Source organism: Paraburkholderia unamae (assembly GCF_003096875.1).
Taxonomy (GTDB): domain Bacteria; phylum Pseudomonadota; class Gammaproteobacteria; order Burkholderiales; family Burkholderiaceae; genus Paraburkholderia; species Paraburkholderia unamae.
On record NZ_QEOB01000018.1, the window covers coordinates 170,010 to 192,041 of the forward strand.

General features: G+C 64.2%; 14 protein-coding genes. 3 read left to right on the forward strand and 11 right to left on the reverse strand.

The window, feature by feature from the left end; all coding sequences use genetic code 11:
• The 8 genes from tssG to tssA all read right to left on the reverse strand — a co-directional run bounded on the left by tssG (position 1) and on the right by tssA (position 8,025).
• Positions 1-1,041 (reverse strand): type VI secretion system baseplate subunit TssG, encoded by a 1,041-nt coding sequence (tssG, locus tag C7402_RS32460; protein WP_116613577.1) that lies wholly within the window; start codon positions 1,039-1,041, stop codon positions 1-3.
• Positions 1,026-2,903: a type VI secretion system baseplate subunit TssF gene (gene tssF / locus C7402_RS32465; RefSeq protein WP_116613578.1), complete on the reverse strand. Its 1,878-nt coding sequence runs from the start codon at positions 2,901-2,903 to the stop codon at positions 1,026-1,028. The genes tssG and tssF overlap by 16 nt, the downstream gene beginning before the upstream one ends.
• Entirely contained in the window at positions 2,900-3,421 is a 522-nt protein-coding gene (tssE, locus tag C7402_RS32470) for a type VI secretion system baseplate subunit TssE (protein ID WP_112173995.1), read from the reverse strand. Before tssE ends, tssF begins: the two co-directional genes overlap by 4 nt.
• Entirely contained in the window at positions 3,414-4,247 is an 834-nt protein-coding gene (locus C7402_RS32475) for a type VI secretion system accessory protein TagJ (RefSeq protein ID WP_116613579.1), read from the reverse strand. Before C7402_RS32475 ends, tssE begins: the two co-directional genes overlap by 8 nt.
• A gap of 118 nt (positions 4,248-4,365) precedes the next feature.
• Positions 4,366-4,854: an Hcp family type VI secretion system effector gene (locus C7402_RS32480; protein ID WP_112173997.1), complete on the reverse strand. Its 489-nt coding sequence runs from the start codon at positions 4,852-4,854 to the stop codon at positions 4,366-4,368.
• A gap of 27 nt (positions 4,855-4,881) precedes the next feature.
• A complete protein-coding gene (gene tssC, locus C7402_RS32485) occupies positions 4,882-6,384 on the reverse strand; it encodes a type VI secretion system contractile sheath large subunit (protein WP_208949047.1) in 1,503 nt (500 codons plus the stop codon).
• 23 nt (positions 6,385-6,407) lie between these two features.
• Complete coding sequence (tssB, locus tag C7402_RS32490) at positions 6,408-6,908, reverse strand: type VI secretion system contractile sheath small subunit (RefSeq protein WP_112173998.1); 501 nt, start codon at positions 6,906-6,908, stop codon at positions 6,408-6,410.
• 76 nt (positions 6,909-6,984) lie between these two features.
• Positions 6,985-8,025 carry a type VI secretion system protein TssA gene (gene tssA, locus C7402_RS32495; protein WP_116613580.1) on the reverse strand — a complete coding sequence of 347 codons (1,041 nt, stop codon included), beginning with the start codon at positions 8,023-8,025 and terminating at the stop codon, positions 6,985-6,987.
• A gap of 1,004 nt (positions 8,026-9,029) precedes the next feature.
• Between tssA and C7402_RS32500 the strand changes: the two genes are divergently transcribed.
• Both C7402_RS32500 and C7402_RS32505 read left to right on the forward strand, forming a co-directional pair.
• Positions 9,030-9,725, forward strand: a complete 696-nt coding sequence (locus C7402_RS32500; protein WP_116613581.1) for a hypothetical protein — start codon at positions 9,030-9,032, stop codon at positions 9,723-9,725.
• 35 nt (positions 9,726-9,760) lie between these two features.
• Positions 9,761-10,630 carry a PP2C family protein-serine/threonine phosphatase gene (locus C7402_RS32505; RefSeq protein ID WP_116613582.1) on the forward strand — a complete coding sequence of 290 codons (870 nt, stop codon included), beginning with the start codon at positions 9,761-9,763 and terminating at the stop codon, positions 10,628-10,630.
• A 229-nt stretch (positions 10,631-10,859) separates the two neighbouring features.
• Here C7402_RS32505 and C7402_RS32510 read toward each other — a convergent pair whose 3' ends face one another.
• Positions 10,860-17,732 (reverse strand): two-partner secretion domain-containing protein, encoded by a 6,873-nt coding sequence (locus C7402_RS32510; protein WP_341869262.1) that lies wholly within the window; start codon positions 17,730-17,732, stop codon positions 10,860-10,862.
• Between C7402_RS32510 and C7402_RS48210 the strand changes: the two genes are divergently transcribed.
• A complete protein-coding gene (locus C7402_RS48210) occupies positions 17,671-17,817 on the forward strand; it encodes a hypothetical protein (RefSeq protein ID WP_341869263.1) in 147 nt (48 codons plus the stop codon). The genes C7402_RS32510 and C7402_RS48210 overlap by 62 nt on opposite strands.
• A gap of 183 nt (positions 17,818-18,000) precedes the next feature.
• Here C7402_RS48210 and C7402_RS32515 read toward each other — a convergent pair whose 3' ends face one another.
• Positions 18,001-19,719 carry a ShlB/FhaC/HecB family hemolysin secretion/activation protein gene (locus C7402_RS32515; RefSeq protein WP_116613584.1) on the reverse strand — a complete coding sequence of 573 codons (1,719 nt, stop codon included), beginning with the start codon at positions 19,717-19,719 and terminating at the stop codon, positions 18,001-18,003.
• 1 nt (position 19,720) lies between these two features.
• Positions 19,721-21,985, reverse strand: a complete 2,265-nt coding sequence (locus tag C7402_RS32520; protein WP_244314998.1) for a CHAT domain-containing protein — start codon at positions 21,983-21,985, stop codon at positions 19,721-19,723.
• Positions 21,986-22,032 lie beyond the last annotated feature (47 nt).

Below are 22,032 nucleotides of genomic sequence, written 5' to 3' on the forward strand. Positions count from 1 at the left end.
TCAGTCTCCCGAAGGGGTGTCGCGCACGACGGCGCGCTGCGCGACGCTTGCCGGATTGAGCTTCAGTTGGCGCTGGTCGCCGCTGGCAGCGCCGCTCAACAACCAGCTCGTGTAGCCGAGCCGGGCATGCATGCCCAGCTTCAGGCGCGGCACGTCGGCTTGCCGCAATTGCAGATTCACATCCCAGTCGAGTCCGTCGTGGACGTAGTTGCGCACCCAGTCCACCAGGCGCACAAGACTGTCTGCGCCAGGCAGGAAACGTTCATAGTCGGCGATCGAGAGCGGCCCGAAGACGATACGGAACTTGTGTTGCGCGTCCCACGTTCGCGCGCCCAGCAATGTCGAGACGCCCAGCGCCGCGCCGTCGCCCGAACCGAGCCGCGTGAGCGATTCCCGCGGCAGCGGCATCCAGTGACCGACCCACTGCTCGATCTCCACGGGCAGCCGGAAAAAGCGCGAGAGAATCAGCTTGAGCCCCGCGGCCGGTCTCGTGGGCATGGAAAGCAAGCCGGCAAAATGCAGCTTCGCGAAGTCGGGCACCGTGTCGCGCTCGCGCAGCGAAGTTTCGCCGAGGCCGAAGGTCGTACCCACATACATCGAGAAGCGATCGCGCCCAGGCCGCTCGAGACTCACCGCCGGCTGGGTGTTGGCCCATGCGCGGTAAAAGAGGCTCACCATACGGTGCTGGAACAGGTCGAGGAAACGGGCGAACGTGGGGTCGTCGGCGTTGCGCTCGCGATCGCGGATATATTCGGTCAAATGGGTCGGCAGCGCGCCGTGCGGACCCAGCAGGCCGAAAAAGTTCACCGCCAGTTGGGGCGCTCGCCCCGCCTCGCCCTGCTTGAACGCACCGAGCGTCGTGGGATAGAACACGAGTTCAGGCCGTTGGGTGAACCGGACGGCGTCATCGCGCGGCAACAGGGACTCGCCCACGCGCGGCTGCTGTGGCCACGCGTTCTCAACCAGCCGCACCGCCTGGAAAAAGTCGAAGCGCCAGGACTCGTCTTCGAGCAGACGCAGCACGTTCACAGAGTCGAGCATCGCCCCGCCCTCGCCGGCCAGCGCATGATCTCGCCACGCGTCGTGGTCCTCACCACCGTTTCCGTGAACGAATTGATCGACACGTAGAGCGCAAAATAACGCGCGAGCACCGCGCCGAGCACGAAGGCGCCCGCGCCCTCGAAAGCCGCCTCGTCGAACGTCACGCATACCTGCTGGCCCCGCCCGAATACGATCGGCCCGGCCACGGGCAACCGCCGCGTGATCGCCTTGGCCTCGACCGAGCGCACGCCTTCGATCTGGCGCTGCGCGGGCACATCGTCGACGGCGCAATAGAGTCCGAGCAGGTCGCGCAGCGCGCGGGCGCCCGTCACGGCGTCGGAATCGAGCAGTGAGCCGTAATTCAGCGAAAGATGGCTGAGCAGGCGCCACGCCACGGCACCGTGCGCGAACGACGGCAGAGGGCGGCTCGGCCCGCTCACACAGCGCACGCTCTCCACCGGCGCCTCGACCGAGAGCGTGAAATCCGAGGCCCCCGTGCCCGTCGAAAGCGTGAGCGGCAAATCGCGGTTCGTGCAAAGCACCTTGAGGGCGAGTTGGCGCAAGTCGCCGCGAAACGGCGCGTTGGCGGCATCGACCAGGGCAATGAACGTCTCGCTGCCCAGGTAGCTCGTGCGCTGGCCGCGCTCGCGCTGGCGCGACGACTGGAGCCGGCGCTCGCGCCGCAACTGGTAGAAGGCCTCGCCGCCATAGCCGGCGCCCAGGTCCCGCGCGTAGTAGAACGGCTCGAAGCGCTGCTCCTCGTTCGATCCCGCGCTATAGCCGGTCACGTCCTCGATGCCGTAGATCTCGAAGTCGAGCGGCCGGGTACGGTCGGCTATCACCTGATATTCGAACTGCGTTGGATTGAGCGCGATACGATCGGTGCGGCGCGGAAACAGGTTGACGGCAGGCGTGCAGTAGAGCGAGAAGTTCGAGGCGTCGAGCGTCTGTTCGAGCAGTGGATCCGCACGGTTGAGGAGCACGACGATTTCCACCTCATTCGCGGCGCACTGGCGCAATGCGGGCAGCAGACCCTCGATGCCGACGAACAAAAAGCGCTGCGCGAAAGCAAAATACTCCTGTAGCAGCCGGAAGCCCTGGAACGACTGGCGACCCACCGGCAACAGCGCTTCGTCGTCCTCGAAGCCGAGCGGCCGCACCGCGTTGGCGGGCAGCAGGCGATGCCACGTTGCCGGGCGTGACGCGGGCATGACCACGACGCCCACCGTCGAGGCAAGCAGCCTCTCGTAAATGCGCGTAGGCAACGCGTCGGCCCCGCGCAGATAGAGCGAAAGCCGGTCGAGCCGAAGCTGGTTGAACTTCAGCCCCGCCGTCGTGCGCAGGCGCAAACGCACGCCCGCTTTCACCCCGGCGGGAAGCGCGATGTCCGCGCCGCCAAGTGCGCCCGCATAGGTGAAGAACTTCGCTTCGGCAATTTCAACGGGCCACAACGTCAGCGCGTGCGCCGTGCGGTATTCGCAACGCGTGGAGCCGTTCTTGTCGAGCACGGCGTGCAACGCGCTGCCGCGCGGCACCGTCACGCCTGCCGCCAGCGCGGGATGCGCAAGCTCCGGCTGGAGGCGCACGATGGCCATCGAAGGTGTCGGCGCGAGATAGTGCGGGTAGATCAGCTCGGTCAGGTGCTGCGTGAAGCGCGGAAATTCTGCGTCGATCTTCAGTTGCACGCGTGCCGCAAGAAAGCTGAAGCCTTCGAGCAGCCTTTCGACATAAGGGTCGGCGCATTCGAGGCCCTCCATGCCGAGGCGTGCGGCGACCTTCGGGAACTCGCGGGCGAACTCGGCACCCATTTCGCGCAAATGGGTCAGCTCCTGGTTGTAGTAACGGATCAGGTCGGGATTCATGGTTTCTGGCGCGGCGCGCTTTCGTCGATCACGCGGACCTCGCCCGCTTCGAGGTCCAGCTCGGTGCGAAAATAGAGCCGCTCGGGATACGGCTGCGCCCACAGGTCGCCTTCGATCACGAACGCCACCGTGTTGTGACGCCCCGTTGTCTCCTCCTCCAGAATCGCGCTCACCCGCACGGTGTCGCGGCGGATACGCGGCTCGAACGTGATGATCACGTCGCGGATCATGCGCTCGAGCAAAGCGATGTCCATGCCCGAAGCGGTCTTGCCCGCGATGTCGGGCAAACCGAAATTGACCACCGACGCCGCGACAGCAGGGTACGCCGAGAGATCCTGCACCGTGCCGAGCCCACTCGCATTGAGCAGCCATGCAAGATCGCGCTGCACGCCCTGGCGCAGCGCGCGCATGGAGAGCACACGCCGCTCGCGGGTCTCCTGTTTCGCCTCGCGCTCCAGATCGGTCAGTCGATCGAGCAGCGCGGGTTGCAGGCGGTCGCGGCCCGTCAGCTCAGCCATGATCGGGCTCGGCGTCGGCGGCGGGCGTCTCGACCTTGAGCTCGACCGTGCGAACGTCGAAGAGTGCATAGTCGTTCGCGTCGGTCGTGAACATGCGTTGGCCGAGCGGGCGCGCCTCGTCAACGTCGCCACCGGCGGCGCCCGTCCATTCGGTCGAGCGCGCGAGTGCGAGCGCGCTGTCCCCGGCTTCGAGCGTGCCCGGATAGCGCACCGGAATGAGGCCCGCGGCCTGGCCGTCGTTGGACCAGGTGAACACCGCGGGCATCCACACGCGATCGCGCAGGTCGGCGGGCGGCTCGATTTCAATGCGGCGAATCCGCTCGAAGGGAATCCAGTAGTAGCGGCCCGCGAGGATCACTTCGAGTGCCGGACCAACCCGGCTGTCCGCGTCGGCAATCCATTCGAACGCCTCGCCGTTGAGCGCACCGGCCGTGGGCGCGGCCTGCTCCAGCGCGTTCGCGCGGCAAGCAGCGGCGGCCTTGACGTCTCCCGCTCCCTCCAGGCGCAGCGCTTCGATCAGGAGTGCGAGCCATGCAGTCGGCTCGCCGAAGATCAGCGGGGCGCGCCGGCCCTTGAAGACGTCTTCGCGCAGCGCCTCGCATTGGAGCGCGTCGCGATAAATCTGCACCATCGCGAGCGCACCCGCATCGAGGTCTCCCGCAACGTTCAGTTGTGTGAGCGCCCGGTCCCATGCGCCCTGGATGGCGAGTAGCTGGAACAGGAACACGCGATACGACGCGTTGGCCGGATCGTTGCGGACCTGCTGCTGCAACTGCTTCAGGCAAGCGTCGAGATCGCCTTCGCGCAAGCTCTCTTCTGCTGTCATTGTATGTAGGCTCCGTCAAGCCGGACCCGGGCGCCGCACCGGGAAATGCCGGTCAAAGCACCCGCGCGGTGCGCCCCCTGGCGCGCGCCGCGCGGGTGCCGGTACTGCACCACATGCGTCAGTCGGCGGCGTTTGTCGCGATGTTCCACTTCGTCTCGACGACGCCCCCTTCCTTCTGTCCCTTCGCGCTCTGCGGCTGGTACTCGACGTGGTATTTCTCGAAGTTAAGCGTGACGTGCTCGGTAAAGCGGTCCTCGCCGCCCGAACCGCCCTCGCTGATCGACGAAATGATCACGGTGGTGAACGTGATCTTGAAGTATTCGAGCGGGTTGTCCCCGCCGGCCTTGCGCACCGTGAGCACGACCGTGTCGAAATGCTTGCCGTCCGCGCACTTGCCCATCAGGATCGGCGATGCTTTGTCGAGATACTTCGTGATCGACAAATCCTGCACGTTGACCTTGCCGGCACCTCCGCCCGTCCCCATGTGCATCGTGCCGGATTGCGACATGCCCCAGCTCCATGCAAGCACGTCGATTTCGTCCTTGTGCGTCTTGTCCTGCGACTCGCCCTTCACGTCGCCGATCTTGATGAAAATATCAACAGCCATGTTTATTCTCCACTCAGAAAGTACGCGTTAAGCCGCCTTCGCGGACGGCAGCTTGGACACCAGCCGCAACGAGACCGTGAGTCCCTCGAGCTGGTAGTGCGGGCGAAGGAAGAATTTGGACGTGTAGTACCCGGGATTGCCCTCGACTTCCTCAATCACGACTTCTGCGGCGGCGAGTGGCCGGCGCGACTTCGACTCTTCAGTCGAGTGCGCCGGGTCGCCGTCAACGTACTGCAATATCCAGTTCTGCAACCAGCGCTGCATGTCATCCTTCTCCTTGAAACTGCCGACCTTGTCGCGCACGATGCACTTCAAGTAGTGCGCGAAACGGCTGCAAGCAAAGAGGTAAGGCAAACGCGCGGCGAGATTGGCATTCGCGGTGGCGTCGGGGTCGTCGTACTCCGCGGGTTTGTGCAGGGACTGGGCGCCGATGAACGCGGCGAAATCGGAATTCTTCTTGTGGATGAGCGGCATGAAGCCGTTCTTCGCGAGTTCGGCCTCGCGCCGGTCGCTGATCGCGATCTCGGTCGGGCATTTCATGTCCACGCCGCCGTCATCGGTCGGGAACGCATGCACGGGCAGGTTCTCCACCGCGCCGCCCGACTCGATGCCGCGAATGCGCGAGCACCAGCCATACTGCTTGAACGAGCGATTGATGTTGGCCGCCATGGCGTACGCCGCGTTGGCCCACGCGTACTTGCTGCTGTCCGCGCCGGCCGTGTCCTCTTCGAACGCGAATTCATCGACGGGATTCGTCTTCGCGCCATAAGGCGCGCGGGCGAGGAAGCGCGGCATGGCGAGGCCGATATAGCGCGCGTCCTCCGACTCGCGCAGCGAGCGCCAGGCGGCGTGCTCCGGCGTCTGGAAGATCTTCGTGAGGTCGCGCGGATTCGCGAGTTCCTGCCACGAGTCCATGAGCATCACGGCAGGGTCGGCACCGGCGATAAAAGGGGCATGCGCCGCCGCAGCGATCTTCGCGATCTGCGTGAGCAGGTCGACGTCCGGCCCGCTGTTGTCGAAATAGCTGTCCATCACCAGCGCGCCATAGGGCTCGCCGCCGAACTGGCCGTACTCCTCCTCATAGAGCTTCTTGAAGATCGGGCTCTGGTCCCACGGGGTGCCCTTGTACTTCTTGAGTGTCTTGTACAAGTCGGCTTTCGACACGTTCATCACGCGAATCTTGAGCGTCTCGTCGGTCTCGGTGTTGTTCACCAGATAGTGCAAACCGCGCCATGCGCTCTCGAGCTTCTGGAACGGCTCGGCGTGAATGATGAGGTTCACCTGGGCGGTGAGCTTTGCGTCGATCGCCGCGATCATCGACTCGATGGTCGCGAGCACGTCGCCCGAAACGACAGCGGTGCCGCGCAGCGCTTCTTCCGCCAGCGTGCGCACAGCCGTTTCCACGGCTTCCTTCGCTTTGTCGCTGCGAGGCTTGAATTCCTTTTCCAGCAGGCTCGCAAATTCGCCGGCTTCGAGCATCTCGCCCGCCTGCTGCTGCGACTCCTGCCCCTGTGTGCTGGGTTCGGCCATGTCAGACTCCCTCTCGTAGACGGTCATTCCTTCGGCTTGGGTGCGGACGCCAGCGCCTGGAGGAGCGTGGGATCCTTCAGGAGCTTCTGGATCAGTTCCTCGGCGCCAGTCTTGCCGTCCATGTAGGTCAGCAGGTTCTGCAACTGACCGCGCGCCTCGAGCAGCTTCGCGAGCGAGTCGACCTTGCGCGCGACCGCGGCCGGCGAAAAGTCGTCCATGCTCTCGAAGGTCATTTCGACCGGGAGGTTGCCCTCACCCGTCAGCACGTTCGGCACCTGCACGGCAACGCGCGGCTTCATCGACTTCAGGCGCTCGTCGAAATTGTCGACGTCGATTTCCAGAAACTTGCGCTCGGCCACCGGGGCAAGCGGGTCGGCCGGCTGCCCGGACAGGTCGGCCATCACGCCCATCACAAACGGCAAGTGCACCTTCTTTTCCGACCCGTACACCTCGACGTCGTATTCGATCTGCACGCGCGGCGCCCGGTTGCGTGCGATGAACTTCTGGCTGCTCTCTTTCGCCACGGCAATTCCCCTCATCGATGCCGTGCCGACGCAGCGTCACTGCCGCGCGCCCACGGCGTTGCTGAACCTACCGGTCCTACTCGCTTTCCGTACCGCCGATCGTGCGCGCCTGCGCGAGTCCATCGGGCGCGAGATCCTCGAGAATCTCCATGAAGCTCTTGTCGACGAGCCGCCGTGCGCGAAGCAAAAGCAGAGGAAGCGGGCTGGATGGCTCGTTTCGTTCGTAATACTTACAGATCTTGTCGATAGCGCGTACGACATCCTCGCGCGACGATATTTCACCGGGCGGCGCGGCAGGAACGGAAGCGGCCGCCATTGCCGCGGTGCTCACAGCCGCGCCGTCGGCAGCGGCCCCCTCGCCATCGGGCGGCACGCCCGCGTGCGCCACGCGTTCGCCTAGAAACGCAGCGGCCTGGCGCAAGGGACGTACGAGCGCGTCGAGATCGATCGAGCGCGCGGCACCCACCCGCTCGGTGACGAGCGTTTCGATCCGTGTCGTACTCTGCAACGCGGATTCCAGCGCCGCATGGACCTCGCGCGCGTTTTCACCGGCGTCGGCAATGGCCGCTTCGATCGAGGCGAGGGACGGCACCGACACGCCGCTCGGCGGCGTCACCGTGCCGCAGACGTATTCGAGGTCGCGCAGCGTGACAGTGCCGTGTGCGCGCGAGAGCGCCAGCGGCGCGTCGCGCAGGTCGGCGAGCGTGCCGGTCTGGTCGACCAGCGCGGTGAGCGCGTTGATGCGCGCGGTAGGATCGTTGTCGTCGTCGGCATCGAGGCGCGGATAAACATGATCCCAATGCTGATCCAGCATGCCCCCGATCAGTGCGAGTGCCTCGGCAAAGGCGATATAGCCGTCGCGGTTGAGCAGCGCGCGCGCGAGATACCCGGCCACACGCAGGTCGCGGCTCTTGCCGAGCAGGCTGAGCGCAAGCGCGTTGGCCTGCTTCCAGTCGGGCGGCACCGCATCAACTACGGTATCGCCAAACTGCACGTCGGGCTTGCCGCTGACCACGCGTTCGAGTTCCAGAAATTCCGGGTCGTATTCGACGTCTTCCCCGCATGGCAGCTCGGGCGACATTTCCGCGAGCAATGCCCCAGCATCTAGCGTGGCCATGGTCTGGTGGTCTTTGGTTGGTGGGTCGTCGTTCACGTGCCGCGCAACGGATCAGGCGTCGGTGACACGGCTATTCACGGCCGGATGCGCAGTGCTGGCGCAGTGCTGGATATGGCAGGCAAACGAGCGTGGCGCTTTTATTACACGAGTCGTTGCGTAGTCCCGTTCCTTCGCGCATGCGATGACGCTATCCCCAAGATCCGCTACCAGAATAGCACGTCACCGCCAAAAAAAAAGATCACTTCACCTCACTTGATGCCGTTCCTCCGACTTTTATTATTCAAATGTACTCAGGATGTTTTTAAATATTGATCGGCAATTTTTCGACGCATGACGGGCGATGAAAAAGCATGTCTTCATGCGAAATCTTGATGCATCGGAATCCTGCATACCGACACATCATGACAATACTTTCAGTCGAAGAAAACATCTTCTTTACAAGGGTTAACGATCGTATACGAACGCTTAAAAATCGCGCGAAGTTTGAGAACGATACTTCACCATGACGAGACATCCCGCCTGTGCACCATGGCGCCTGTTACGTGCGCAATCCCACATAGAATTTAATGCAGTTCGGATAATGTTTTTGAGCGTTGCAGCACGAATTAGTAGCCGATCTTTTATGTGGATGCGTAATAGAGCCGGATAACGGTTTATAAAATTTCACCGCTCTTCTTTCTTGTCATAAACACGCTCTGCTAATAGACTCGATTTGCAGGTCGAGCGATCCACGCATACGAAGTACACACGTCGCGGACATGCAGTCGATGTCAGGTCATGGCGGCACAATCCACCGCACCGGGTTGGCGCACGCCTGTGCCGTCCCATGTTGCGTACTGTCGCAAACCGCGCAGTCGTCGCGGTGCACGGAGCAAACGGCCGGCCGTCATCGTGCGAGGGAACACGTGGCAAATACCGAAAGCGCAGCGCTCGCAGAAGCGGTAGAGGAAACGCGCGGCTTGCCGGATCTATGGCAACGCCGAACCTGCCTCACGCGAGACGAAATGGCTTCGCTCTATGCGATCGTGCGCCGGGCGCTAACCAGCTATCATCCTTTCGAATTGCAGGCTCTGGGTGAGGACAAGGAAGAACTCGTTTCCCAGTTCCTGTTCTTCAAGGTCTTCCGGCTCGAGGCACCGGCTGCGGAACCCACGTTCCCGGCGCACAGCGCGCCTTCCAGCAGCCACGCCGTTTGCAGCTACTTCAGGCGCTATTTGATCGACTGCCTGCGCAGCGCAAGCCACCGGCGCAACGTGTCGATCGACGAAGACGACGTCAAACTCGAGATCGACCGGCAGACCGCGCTGCAAGCCGACCCGGTCGGCACGGCACTGTTCCAGCACGGCCACGACGAAGCGTCGATACGCGATGCGGCCGCACAGTTCATCGACGACCTCGACGAGTCGGACCGCCTGGTGCTCGCTGGCAGCCTGGGCTGGCTATCGGACGAGAAAGGCGGCCTTTCGCGGGTGGCCGCGCGCTACCAGATCGCCTCATATCACTACCGCGCCCGCAAACTGGGCGTGACGCTGCGCAAAGGTTCGGTGCCCACCGACTTTGCACGCACTGGCATAGGGCGCTGGATCGAGCAGACACTCGGCATCGAAATCAGCGCGGACAACCGGCTTGCCATCCTTGCGGTGTTCGGCATTCTCGCCGAGCAGTCGTACGTGCGATGCGACATCGAAATGAATCAATAGTCCGGATAACGCACGAACGAGGACGGGAGGCACACGTGCAACTGGCCTTCGCAAGCCTGACCGACAGGGGCGGACGGCAACGCAACGAAGACTCGCTCGGCGAATTCTCGAGCGAACGCCTGTTTTATTGCGTAGTTGCAGACGGCGCGGGCGGCCACGGCGGCGGCGACAAGGCTTCGGCGATCGTGGTCGACACCGTGCTGGCCGACCTGCGCTATTTGACGATGGCCGAATTGCCGCCCTCGGGCGAACGGCTCGCCGCCGCGCTCGCGCATGCGAACGACAATATCGTCGAAGAGCAGTCGCACGGGCCGCCTCACCTGCGCGAAATGCGCTCGACGGCGACGCTGCTCGCCATAGATCGCGAGCGGCGGACTGCCGCGTGGGCGCATTGCGGCGACACCCGGCTCTATTGCTTTCGAGCGGGTTGCATCGAAGCGCAGACGCGCGACCACAGCATGGTGCAGGAAATGGTGGACGCAAGACTCCTCAGCGCCGATGCGGCGCGCCATCATCCACGGCGCAACTTGCTGTATTCGGCACTTGGCACACTGGAGGGCCTGAACGTTACGGCGCGCCCCGGGACTTTCGGGTTGCAGGCACGCGACGCGTTTCTCATCTGCACCGATGGCTTTTGGGAATACGTGGACGAGGACACCATGCTCGCGGCGCTCAGCCAGGCCGCGAGCCCTCGTGCCTGGCTTGACGCGCTCGCCGCACACGTGCGCGCGCTCGCAAAGCCGGGCAACGACAACTTCAGCGCGAGCGCGGTGTGGGTGGCCGGCGATACGGCTGGCGAGATGACGCTCGCCACACGGGCCGAGCCAGGCGCGGAAAAACAGAAAGTCAGCGTTACTGACGATGAAGCGACGATCATGCAACCCGTAAGGAAAGCGGACGCTTAAGGCCGCGGCAAGGCTGCGGCGATTACGCCGAACGCGCCGAACGCGAAAACGCCGCTTGATTCTTCATTTGCGGAGCAAAACCGTGTGCCCCGACAACACGCCACCGGGCGGGTGCACGAGACACACCACCGCCCGGATACTGCCTGTTGCCGTCATCATCAGTATCGGTAAGCTCGGACAGGGCAAGATCCCACAGTGCAAACCGAAAGCGAACATCAAACTCAACGCTTCAGAAGTCCCCACACCCATGTTGCCCGTTAAGCAGCATGCAACTGTTCAGATTGGGTTGCGAGCGCACGCGCTTCCACTCCACCGCGAGCAGGTCCTGGTTCTCTCCGGGCGGCGCGGTGGTAAAGAGCGGCTGGTTCGAGCCCACGCAAATGTTCGTACCCTGAAGGTTGTTCTCGTAGACGAAGGTCTTCTCGCTCGGTCCGAAGAAAGACTGCAAGCCGCTCACAGCGAGAGGCAAGTCAGGCGCATACGTGGGCTGCGGCACAACCACGTTCAACGTGCCCGGCTGTTCGATCACGATGTAACCCACGCCTGAAAGAAACGAAGGATCGATCGCGTACTGGCCGGGCAGCGAACCTGAATTCGCGCTCGTCGAGAGCGTGCCCGACAATGCGCCAGCGGCCGTGTCGCCGTTGATGAGCCCGCTCGTCGTATACGTGAAGTTCGGGTTCGGCGCGCCCCACACTCGCGTCACGCCGTTCGCGGTTACGGTCACGGTGGGCCGCGCGACATAGACGAAGTGGTCGCCCGTGAGCGGCACGGTGCCGCCCCATACGCAGCCGGCTCCGAAACTACAGCCGTAGAAGTTAGGCTGCAACGTGTTGGGCTGCACGTTGCCGCGCGTTTCCCCAACCCAGGTGGACGCCCAGATGCGCCAGCCATTATTCGCGCTCACGGAACCGGTACCGTTGTCGGTGAACACCCCGTTCTCCATCACGAGATCGATCGTGCCGCCCGCGCTCAGGTTCGTGTTGGCGCCGCCCGTCGGACCGCCTGCCGATGCCGCGCCGCCGCCAAGGCCGATACCACCCGTTGCAGCCTGAGCGAGCAGGTTGCCGGTGAGGTTCGAGTTGGTCGCGTCGATCGTGGCCGCCGTGTTCGACGCCGCATCGAACGAATGGCTCACGATCGGGCCAATCACAAAGCTCGTCGAGTTCAGGAAGTTCACGTTGCCGACGTTGAGCATGGCGAGCACGCCCACGTTGTTCTCCGGGTCGTTCAGCGTGAAAGTGCCTGGGCCGTCGAGCAGCAACCCCGCCGCCTGAATGCCGCCGGGGTCCGTGACCGCGCCCGCCGAAGCCAGCGTGAGCGTGTTGGCGCCAAGCGAAATACCGTAGAGCAGTTGAATGCCCTGGCTGCCTGCGCCCAAATTCATGAGCGTGAGATTCTCGTTCATGCTGGGCTTGGTCAGCGAGGTGCACGAGCTAGACGAGGCGCATACGCCACTCACCGTGATGAGTCCCGTTTGCGTGCTGGAGCCGAGCACGAATGTCGAGAAGCCGCTGAACAGTGAGAACGCCGTCGCGTCGATGCTCAGGCCTGGCGCACCCGTGCCGAACAGCGTGATCGGTGTGCCGTCCAGCGCAGTGAAGTTGAAAGTCGACGGGTTGACGCTCGCGGGCATCAGTGCGAGCGTGCCGTCGTTCGCCGTGATGGTCGCGCCGTCGTTCACGAAGCTGGACGTGGTGCCGTCGTTGGCGGCGCGCAGGGCGAGTGTGCCGTTGGTGCCGGCATTGACCTTCACGGGGCCGGATGCGTAAGTGAACGTACTCGGCACAGGCGCGGCGCCGAAGGCGAGGCCGGCATCGGCCGTGTTGGTCGAACCCGCGATCGAAATCGTGGTGTTGGGCGCCGTGGCGGAGATCGTGCCGTTGTAGATGAGCGTGCCGTAGTCGTACTGGGTGCCGCCATTGGTCGGGCTCGTTGCCACGCCGCGAATGTCGATGGTGCCGGCGTTGCTGGAGGTGATCGTCGAGCCGCCGGCGACCAGCACGCCTTGGGCGTTGGAGCCGAAGCCGCTGCCGTCGATCTTGAGCGAGCCGCTGCCCGTTGTGATCGTGGTGGGCGTCGTGACCGTGCCGGAATTGCCGCTACCCGAATCGGACGCGAGGCTCGTGAGCACTACGCCGTCAGAGGACAGGCCGCTCGTAGGTGTACCCGTTGTGTTGCCCGTAAGAGCGATCGCGCCACCGGTCGATGTGATGGCGGCGCCGGTCAGATCGACGGCGACGCTTCCTTCAGTTGTGGCAGGCACGTTGCCCGTCAACGAAATCGCGCCGTTGCTGGTCTGGATTGTCGGCTGAACGGTGGTCGTGCCATTCGTTCCGGACACACTGTAACCGCTCCCGATGTTCAAGCCGTAGGCCAAAGTCGTCGCGCCGACAACCGTGCCGTTCAACGTCACAGTGCCGCTGGTGGTCAGAATCGAACTGCCGGACAGCGTGGCACCGTATCCGCCCGATTGCGACTGCCCCGGAGTAATGTTCACGGTGCCGCCGATCAGAACATTGCCTGCCCCCGAGTTGATGAGCGTGTCACCGAGATCGACCCCAGTGGCGCTTTCCGTGACGTTCGCCGTTCCGGTCAACGTGACATCGCCGCCGGCTGTCGTCAGGCTGGAATCGCTGAGGATGACACCGAGCCCGGACCCGCCGGTCTGTGTGCCTGTGATACCGATGGCGCCGCTGCCGCTGGTCAAAGTTGTATCACCGAGGTTGACACCGTAGCCGGACAGGGCAGTCGTCGTCCCCGTGATATTGATGCCGCCATTGCCACCGGCGGTGAGTGCTACAGTCGAATTCGAATTCAGCGGCCCGATCACCACGGCTTGCGCGGCACCACTCGTCGCAGAAGTCGTCGCTGTTCCGTTCACGTTGATCGTGCCGCCATCTGTGCTCAAGCCGCCACCAGACATGACGACGCCCTCGGCAACGTAAGTTGACGATACCGAGCCAGTCAGGCCGATTGCACCCGCACCTGTCTGGATACTGGTGCCGGAAAGGCTCACGCCAATCGCCTCCAAGCCATTCGTCGTGGCGGTCGGCGTCATGCCGGTCACTTGAACATTGCCCGATTGGCCGTTAAGCGTCGCCGAGTTGATCGTCACGCCATACGCGAACCCCGTCGTGTTGGTCGCGGTACCCGTTATGCCGATCGTCCCGGCGCCGGTCGCGCTGAATGCCGCGTTGCCGGTCGGGCTGGGCTGGCTGCTCACGTAGTCGCCCTGTACGTCGACTCCGTAGTTCGTGCTTGTGCCCGCCGCCGTCGATACGCCGGTAAGCGTGATTGATCCGCCTCCGGCGTGCACGCCGCTCTGCGAAAGCGAGACACCCGTACCGGAGCCCGTCGCGGTGCCGGTCAATGTCGTGTTGCCGGCGCCAGTCACAATCAGCGAGTCGCTCAACGCGACACCGTCCGCGGCGCCATTGCCCGTGAGCGTCACGGCCCCGCCGGTGTTGCTGATCGTGGACGCATTGACCAGGATGCCCGTCACAGCGGTCGATCCGGAAGCGGTGCTGGTCAGCCCGATCGCCCCGCCGTTGGCAGAGATGGATGTCTTCGCGAGCTGGATCCCAACGCCCGGCCCGTTTTGCATCGTGCCTGTGAGCGTGACTGCGCCGGTGCCGGTCACATCGATGGCGGGCGCGCCGCCGGGGCCCACGCTTGAGATCGAGATGCCGTCGTAGATGGACGGCGAGGTGGCCGTACTGGCATCGCCGGTTCCGGTCAATGTGACAATTCCATTTCCAGTGCTAATTGAACTCTGATTGAACGTAATGCCGTTGCCGTCATAGAGCGACGTTCCCGTGATTGTCACGTTGCCCCCCGCCGCATTGATCGACGAAGATCCGAGAACGACGCCATCGCCGGATTCGTTCGTCCCGGTGATACTCACCGTGCCACCCTGTGTGTTGAGGGTCGAGTTCTGGATGTTGACCGGAGCGCCGTTGCTATTCGAATCGTTGATCGTGAACGTGCCGCCGTTGGTGTTGAACGTCGTGTTGATAGTTCTCACGCCATAGAGAGTCGTCCTTCCACCCACCCTGGCATCGAGCGTGACGTTCAGCGGGCCGGTGCCGGGCGCCGCACCGATCGTGATGTTACCGCCAGCTTGACCATTCGCGTTGAAGTCGACATTGACATCGCCAGCAGCCTTGAGCGTCAGCGCCGTCGCGCCGCTCGCTGTGCTCTCGATGGGTGTGTCCACGTAGATAGAGCCCGAAGACGTCTGCGCAGTAAAGTTTCCGGCTAACGACATCGTTGCAGCCGAACCGATGTTAGTGAACGTTCCAGACGCCGCGTTGAAGCTGTTTATGTTCGAGGCAGAGAGCGTCAATGCCTGCGAGTCAAAGAAGTCCACGGTGCCCGTTCCGTAGGCGGACAACGTGCCGATCGCGTTCCCGGTGTTGTTCAACGTGAAGGGGCCCACTCCGGCGAGCTTCAGCGCCGCTGCCTCGATCGTGCCGTACTCGCTGACCTGTCCTCCCGAAATCAGCGTCAACGTGTTGCCAGGCATTACTGTGTTACCGATGAGCGAGATGCCCGAACTGCCCGTAGGGTCGGTCTCGAGCGTCACGTTCGTAGGAAACGAGGCTGAATAGACAGAGATGGGACCGGTTTGCGTCGAGCTGCCGATCACCACAGACCCGAAGCGCGAGAACAGGCCCATCGCGATGGGGTTGATGCTGAAACCCTCTGTATCGATGTTGACGTTGATCGATGTCGCGTCCGAATTACTAATGCTGAAGTCGGAGTTGACGACACCCGGCAAGAGAATGAGCGTTCCGCCGCCAGTCGTACTCTGAACCGCCCCGTAAACCTCGAAGCTGTTAGCACTGTTGTTGTTGGCCGCCCTGATAATCAGCGTGCCATTATGCCCCGGAGAAAGATCCGGGTTGCCGGCCTGCTGGTTCCCCACAATGCTCGACACCACGACGCCTGGGCTCACCGAGTTGGTCGACCCGGCAATCGAAATTGTCCCACCGCCCGCCACCTTCAGGGAAACCGAATTACCGATCACCACGCCCTGATCGCCCACGCCAAGAGGGGTGACTGTGCGGCTGCCGAGCATTTGTCCTCGAATGTCGATCGGTCCCGTGTCGGTCAGAATCTGCGTAGCCTGGTCGACGTCCACACCGGAGACCTGATATTTCGCCGTACCAGTCGAATCGGAACCGATACCGTAAAGTCGAACTGCCCCGGATTCCGTCGACAGACTCGACAGGCCGTTCGTAGGGGAGCGCCCTGTCGTCAGCGGTGTCGTCGAAGAAATGTACACCCCGTTCACGGGGCCAGCGGCACCACTGCCCAGGTTGCCCTCGATTTCAATATCGCCGGTCGAGGTGTTGAGCGTTGAGGCGTAGATGCCTACCGCGCTCAGATCGATGCGGCCGCCAAACGCAGCTGCGCTCGTTGCCTGCCCGTGAATCGTGATCGACCCGCTCGGCTGGCCGGCTGTTAGAGCGCGCGCGTCGATATCGGCGTTCAAAATCTGCACGGATGCCCCGTCGAAGGTCGTCGGTTGTCCCGCCGTGGTGCCTATGGTGATGTCGCCACCGTTCGAGGACAGCTCTACCCGTCCGTTCGAGGCGCCATTCAAAGAAATGATCTTGCCGCTCGTCGCATTGCCCACATTCGCGTCGAGCTCAATGCGCAGTGCCCCCGAAGTCGACGAGATGCTCGTCACATAGCCAATCGAAACCCCAGTTGGCTGGTAGCCTAGCGTGATCGAGCCTCCCGCACTCAACGTCAGCGTGGCATCGCCGCCACCTGTCTTTGCAATATTGACGCCCTGGTCGACGTTAATGTTCCCATCCGGCGTCGACACCTTCACCGACGTGCCGCCGGTCAGTTGTAAAGATATCTGTGTATCGGAGATGGGCACGTCCGTCGGACCGAACAACATGACGTTGCCACTCAAGCTGCCGTCGCCTCCCCCGCCGTCACACCCCGAAGCCGAAGCGCAAATTTCGGCGTCAGTGGGATCCAGCAGCCATTGCCCGCCCTTGCCGTTCGCCGCAGAGGCATTAATCGTCGCGCCAGTCACGTCGAGCGTTCCGCCCGACGTCTCGATCAACCCGCCATCGCCCCCCTGCGGACCGCCTTGCGCGCTCAACGTGCCATACAACCGCGCCGCCGTCGTCCCGTAGGCAACAATATGCCCGCCATTCCCGTTCGCAAGCGCATCGGCATGAATCTGCGCCGTGGGATCCATCCACACCGCGTTCGCGTCACGAATGGTCGGATCCTGCCCCGCCGCCCCGCCTCCAAAGCGCACAGCGCCCCCGCCCGCCGCCCCGCTCGCATTCACATTCGCCCCCGCGAGGAGCGCGACGTCATACCCCGTCACATCCACCTGCCCGCCTTTAAGCCCCGCGCCGCCCGAAGCGTCGAGCGTGCCGGAAACGAGCGTCACGCCATTGCTGCCGCCGTCCAGAATGATGTGTCCGTCACGCTCGGCAAGACTCTGTGCTCGCACGATGCCCTGCTGGTTGATGACCGTATCCGCGAGCGCCTGCGCCGTTTGCGCGCTCATCACCACCGTGCCGCCGTCCGCGGCCAGCGTGCCGGTGTTGCCCAGCAGCGCGTTCGCAGTCCCCGCGTTGATCTTGATCGTCGTGAGCCCGTCACCGGCGAAGTCGAGTGTGATGTCGCCACCCGCCCCCATCGCCACGGTGCCGAGCCTGGCCGCCACGGTGCCGCTGTTGGTCACCGTGCCGCCCAGCAGCGCAATGGTGCCGCCGTCGGCCGCCGTGATCGTGCCGGCGTTGGTCACGGCAGCCGGCGCTTTGCCGACGAAGTGGAAATTACCCGCAAGGAAGTCCGCATTCGAAATGCCGAGCGTGGAAGCGACAAGCGAACCCACGTTGACCGATGATCCCGGCGAGAAGATCACGCCAGCCGGATTCACGAGGAGAACCTTGCCATTCGCGCGCAGGCTGCCCGCGATCGTGCTCGGATCGTTGCCCATCACGCGGTTGAGCAGCGCCGCTTGAGCCGATGGCTGCGCGATGTTCACGGATTCGCCCGTGGCAATCGAAAACGTGTTCCAGTTGACGATGGCGTTTGGCGTGCTCTGCGTGATGTTCATCTGCGACGATGAGGGCGTGCTCACCGTCACGCCGCCCGCCACCACCTGCGCACCGGTCGGATTGGCGAACAGCAACGGCGCGTAGGCCGCCTCGAACAGCGCGGCCGCGACGCTCGCGATCGCCTTCACTTGCAGCGGCCGCACGGTGCACGCCGGCTGCGTTCTGCCACGCTTGTTCATACCGCACCCCTCGCGCCGGTTCGCGCCCGGCACCATTGCGAAACGTGGTCCGCGCCTCGCGGCCGGACCGTGCATGACGCCAGCGGCGTCAGAACGTCTTCGTCAACTGCATGTAGAACGTGGGCAGCTTGTCGTTGCCGGTGGTGTCGGGCGACGTCGTGCGCCACGCCACCGTGCCCTGCCAAGAAAATCCGTACGGCAGCGAAACATACGCACCGATGCCCGCGCCGCTCCTCGTGATGTTGTTCGGCCCCTGGTTAGGACGCGGATTCGCGTTGTACCAGCCCGTGCCGAAGTCGAAGAACGTGAAGGCCGTGATCTGCGGCGTGAACGCGTAGCGCAACTCCGCAGTGGCGACGAAGCCTTCGTCGACCAATCCTTCGGAGGGCGAATAAGCACGCACCGCATGCGGGCCGCCCAGCAGGAACCGCGACGAATTGTCGAGCGTCGTCGCCGCCCACTGTCCCGAGAAGCCGAAGAAGAGGCTCATCTTCTCGGTCACTGCGTTCAGGCGGTTCGCAAAGAACGTCGCACGCACCTCGTTGCCCGCCGTATTGCGCCCGTACTGCGACTGGTCGATCAGGTAGTTCGCTTCGTCCTTGAAATGCAGGCTGCCGATGAGCAGCGCGACGTCCGCGCTATTGAAGCCGCCGCCGAACAGCGTGTCGCGGCTCTCATAGGTGAGCCCGAGGCTGCCTTCCACCATCGAGCGCCGGTTGTGGTCATCGACCACGCCGATGTTGTCCGAGAGGTCGCGATACTCGAAGTTGGCGCGGCCCAGCAGGTTCTGGTTGCGCGTGCGCAGGATCGGATGCGTGACGGTGAGATCGGCGACGGTCGCGTCGCCGGTCGCGTCGAGCGATGAGTACTCCTTACCGAGCGTGTAGTTCATGCGCGCCAGGGCCACGCCCACGCGCGTGCCGTAAGCGTTCACGGGCGCCTCGTAGCCAACGCGCCCGTAGGCGGTGTCGAGCCGCTCCGCACCGAGAATGCGCAAGTCGAGGTTGTCGCCAATGCCGAACGGCGAGTTCAGCCGCGCGAGCGCGCCGAGCCGCCAGGTGCCGCTCGTCGAGGCGCCGTAGTTGTCGAGGTCGGCGGCCATGGTCCAGCGCTTCGCCGGCGCGACGTTGATCGTGAGATCGACGGTGCCGGGCTCGTTGCCCGCCTCCACCGACGAGGTCACCGTAATGCCCGGCAAATCGGAAAGCAGCAGCATGGTGCGCTCGAGCACCTGCTCCTGCAACGGCGCGCCCACGGGAATCTGCTCCACGCGCTCGCGCAGGAGCGACTCCTTGATCGGCGTGCCGGCGGCCACGTCGAGCCGCACGTGACCGACGCGCCCTTCGAGCACACTGAGTTGCACGTCGCCCGAGGTCACGTCCTGTTGCGGAATCACCACCTGTGCGAGCACGTAGCCGCGGTCGCGATAGACCTGGGTGATGCGTGCGGCAATGGCCTGCAAATCCGCGAAGCTCGTCGGCTGCCCGATCTTGTCGCGCACAGGGGCGAGCAACTCGTCGGTGGGGATCGTGTCGTTGCCCTTGAGCGTGAGGGACTTGAGCACGAACGTCGGGCCGCCCGGCTGCGCCGTCTCGCCCGGAGCCTGTGGCACCGCGGGCAACGCGTTCTGGCCCCCCAGCGGTTCCGGGCGCGTCTCGCGCGGCTGGGTCTGGTTCAGGATGGTGCCCGAGTTCGGCGGCAAGGCCTGGTTGAGTATGGCGCCCGCGTTCGGCGGCGGCGTCTGGCCCCAAGCCAGCGCGCTACTAGCCGACACGAAGGCGGCAATCGTTCGGAGTCCTGTTCTCATGTTATATTCCGCGAGCGATGCTCAAACGCCAGCCACCCATCAGGTCGAATGGTGCCCAGAAGAACGGATGCGCAAAACGCGGCTCTTTCATCACGGCGAGTTGTGCGGCGCGCATCGCGTCAATGGCTTCTTTGCCTTGCGACAGTTGCGAATAGAAGGTGCGCATGGTGATCGCCGTAGACTCGTCGGCAACCGGCCACATCGAAACGATCAGGCTCGTCGCGCCCGCGTAAAAGAACGCCCGCGTGAAGCCGAGGATTTCATCGCCGCTCGCAATGCGCCCCAGCCCCGTCTCGCACGCGGAGAGCGTGACGAGCGAGACATTGTTGAGCTTGAGGTTGTACACGTCGAGTGCGAGCAGCGAGTCAGGGCCGTCCGCCGGCTGGTTCGCCGGCGCGAGCAGGATGCGCGAATGGAGCGGGTCGATCGTGTCGGCTTCGGCGTGCGTGGCCACGTGCAGCACGCGGCCCGCCGGCGCGCTTTCGCGGAACTGCGCGCGCGTGGCCGCGCTTTGCAGGAACAGCGCTTTCGAGGCGAACAGCGGCGCGATGCCCTCCACCTCGGCCTGCGCACCCGGCAGCGCGAACTGTGGCGCGATTTGCGGGTTGCCGAACGCCACCAGGTTGCTCGCCACCTGCTGGCGCCGCGCCTCCAGTTGCAAGGCGATGCTCGCCGAAGGTTCGAGCGCGATGGCGTGCTGCTCGATCAGAAAGCCGTTCGGGCCGTGCAGCGCCTGGAACGGCAGATAATGCAGCGGGCCGTGCGGCACGATGACGAGTCGCTCGTCGGAACGCAGCGCGAGCGGTGCGATCAACAACTGGTAAAGCTTGTCGCCGTAGGTGATTGCGGCAGGCCGGCGGTGCACGATCGCATTGCGCACGTCGGTCACGGCAGAGTCGATATCGGCGCGCGCAAGCGGCAGCGTATGGCCCGAGAGGCCGTCCTTGCGGATCACCCACACCACGAGCGTCTTCGGCAGGCTGTGATACTCGACGATCGCCTCGTTCGGCTTTAATGCGTCGCGCACCGCCTGCAACGTAGGCACCATGCCATTCAACTGCTGGTTGTCCACGCCCGTTTCGACGCGGTTGCGCACGACGTCGAGCAGCGCGCGCGCACGGCTGCGCTCGGAGAGGTTCCAGGCGGCTTCGTAGTCGCCGGCATCGACGGTGAGCGCGATGGCTTCCTCGAAAACGCCTTGCGTATCGCCGAAAAGCCCTGTCTTGAACTCGTCGCTGCGAAAGCGCGCGCGGATCTTTTCCGAGTCGTCCACGGCCTGCAAAAAGGCTTGCCGCGCGTGCTCTTTGTCGCCGAGCGCGAGATACGCGCGGCCAATGCCCTCGTGCACCCAGAGGTTGTCGTAGTTCGCGTCGCTCGTCGCGCCCCCGGCGAGCTGCGCCTGGTAGACCTTGAGCGCCTCGGCGGGCTTGCCTTCCGCGAGCAGCAACTTGCCTTCGATACGGCCATACGCGGGCGCAAGGTCTGCGCTGGGCGGCGGGCTCGCGGCCTCCAGCGTTTGCCGTGCGGCGGCCGTGTCGCCAATGGCGATCTGCGCGTTCGCGATCGACAGTTGCACGAAAGGCCGGTAGCGCGGCGAGGCGGTCAGCATCGCTTCGTCGTAGGCGGCGAGCGCGCCCGGTGCATCGCCACGGCGCAGGGCCACGTCGCCGAGCACCTTGTTTGCGGGAGCGAAGACCTGTTCGGGCGCCTTGGGATGCGAGGCGAGCGCCTGCTGTGCGTACTTCTGCGCGTCTTCGAGGTCGCCGGCATAGCTGTATGCGATCGCGAGATCGCGCTTGGAGAGCGCGGCGAGGTCGGCGTTATCGGTACGCTCGGCGACAACGAGCGCGCGCGCCGCCGCGTTGATGCTGTCACGGAAATCGCCGCGCTCGGCCGCCGCCACGGACATGCTGCAATATTCGTAAGCCGGCAGTTCGACGCGGTCGCGTGAAAGCAGCAAGCGGCCTTCGTCGGTGAGCGATTGCAGCGTTTCGGCATCGCGCTCGCGTGCGGCGGCTTCGCGAAAGCCCTGCGATTCTGGAGCGAGACCGGGCGCGGCGGCGCCAGCGTCGCTGGCAGTCCCGGCGGCCTGCGCCGTGGACGGCAAGAGCAACAAGCCAGGCGCGCTAGCCAGCGCGCAGCAGGCGCCAAGGCGCAGCACCCCGCGCCGGATGGCTGACACCCCTCGCGCCGCGCGCGCGCAACGGGCGCTCGCGCGCAGCACGACCGTGTACCTACCCGCCACATCGAATTGAATTTTTTTCACTTCGGGCATCCTGCTGGACACTTGCGCGGGCGAGTCCGGTGCGATAT

What these genes read in the sequence shown, in the direction of transcription:
- tssC (WP_208949047.1), bottom strand. Translation starts at nt 6,384, where the DNA reads ATGGCCGAACCCAGCACACAGGGGCAGGAGTCGCAGCAGCAGGCGGGC.
- C7402_RS32510 (WP_341869262.1), bottom strand. Translation starts at nt 17,732, where the DNA reads ATGAACATCACGCAGAGCACGCCAAACGCCATCGTCAACTGGAACACG.
- C7402_RS32475 (WP_116613579.1), bottom strand. Translation starts at nt 4,247, where the DNA reads ATGACAGCAGAAGAGAGCTTGCGCGAAGGCGATCTCGACGCTTGCCTG.
- tssA (WP_116613580.1), bottom strand. Translation starts at nt 8,025, where the DNA reads ATGGCCACGCTAGATGCTGGGGCATTGCTCGCGGAAATGTCGCCCGAG.
- tssF (WP_116613578.1), bottom strand. Translation starts at nt 2,903, where the DNA reads ATGAATCCCGACCTGATCCGTTACTACAACCAGGAGCTGACCCATTTG.
- C7402_RS32500 (WP_116613581.1), top strand. Translation starts at nt 9,030, where the DNA reads ATGGCTTCGCTCTATGCGATCGTGCGCCGGGCGCTAACCAGCTATCAT.
- tssG (WP_116613577.1), bottom strand. Translation starts at nt 1,041, where the DNA reads ATGCTCGACTCTGTGAACGTGCTGCGTCTGCTCGAAGACGAGTCCTGG.
- tssE (WP_112173995.1), bottom strand. Translation starts at nt 3,421, where the DNA reads ATGGCTGAGCTGACGGGCCGCGACCGCCTGCAACCCGCGCTGCTCGAT.
- C7402_RS32515 (WP_116613584.1), bottom strand. Translation starts at nt 19,719, where the DNA reads ATGAGAACAGGACTCCGAACGATTGCCGCCTTCGTGTCGGCTAGTAGC.
- C7402_RS32480 (WP_112173997.1), bottom strand. Translation starts at nt 4,854, where the DNA reads ATGGCTGTTGATATTTTCATCAAGATCGGCGACGTGAAGGGCGAGTCG.